The sequence below is a fragment of the Acidovorax sp. KNOB132 genome, assembly GCF_057541515.1.
The window spans coordinates 1-892 of the sequence record NZ_BAAJYT010000590.1 but is presented as its reverse complement, the minus strand read 5'-3'; the positions used below and the strand labels follow the sequence as shown (position 1 = coordinate 892).

At 70.9% G+C, this 892-nt stretch carries 1 protein-coding gene and 1 pseudogene; both read left to right on the top strand.

The features are described 5' to 3' along the window. The coding region (locus tag AC27IO_RS24865) for a L,D-transpeptidase Cds6 family protein (protein ID WP_498741299.1) at positions 1 to 425 on the top strand (425 nt) is incomplete at its 5' end. A gap of 133 nt (positions 426 to 558) precedes the next feature. After that, positions 559 to 892, top strand: a pseudogene (locus AC27IO_RS24860) (L,D-transpeptidase family protein); the annotation flags it as partial.

Here is an 892-nt window from a genome sequence, read left to right as displayed (position 1 = left end):
GGGTGGCCGCTGCACCGGCGCCCGCCCCGGCTCCGGCCCCCGCTCCCGCAGTGACGGGCAACACCGCTTCCAGCGCCGCCGCCGCGGCGGAACGGGAAGTGTCCGCTGCAGTGCACGCCTGGGCCAAGGCCTGGGAGAGCCAGGACATGAACGCCTATCTGGGCGCCTACGACAAGAACTACACGCCCAACGGCAAGCAAAGCCACGCCGCCTGGGAAAAAGAGCGCCGTGACCGCATCGTCGGCCGCGCCAAGATCAACGTCAGCGTGAACGACCTGCGCATTTCCGTGAACGGCAACAAGGCGCAGGCGCGCTTTCGCCAGGGCTACAGCTCCGGCAGCTACAGCGTGAACAGCCGCAAGACCCTGGACCTGGTGAACACCGGCGGCCAGTGGACCATCGTGCGCGAGGCCACCGGCGGTTGATGGCGATCGTTTCGGTGACGCGCTCCACCATCGCCTTCGGGATGCTCCCTTGCCCTCTGCTGGCGCACCGCGCCGCATTCATTTCCGCTTGAAGCCTCGCATGCCTGCGGGACGTTCCCCCTGGAGCCGCGGCATGGCGGCGGGCATGGTGCTGTCGTTGCTCGCGGCAGCCTGGCCCGCGCACGCCCAGGGCGACAAGCTGCGCGGCGTGGGCAAGAACGCGCGCACGGCGCCCGTGCGCATCGCCCCGCTCGCCGATGGGCAGGCGGAAAAGCGCCTCATGGAGGTCTATCGCCTCACCGGCGAAGGCAAGGGCCGCGAGGCCCTGGCCAAGGCCGAGAGCTTGGTGCGCGACCACCCCAACTTCCAGCTCGCGCAACTGGCGCTGGGCGATCTGCTGTCGGCCCGCACGCGGCCGCTGCGGCAGATGGGCGACGTGCCGGCGGCCAGGGCGATGCCCCCCCGCC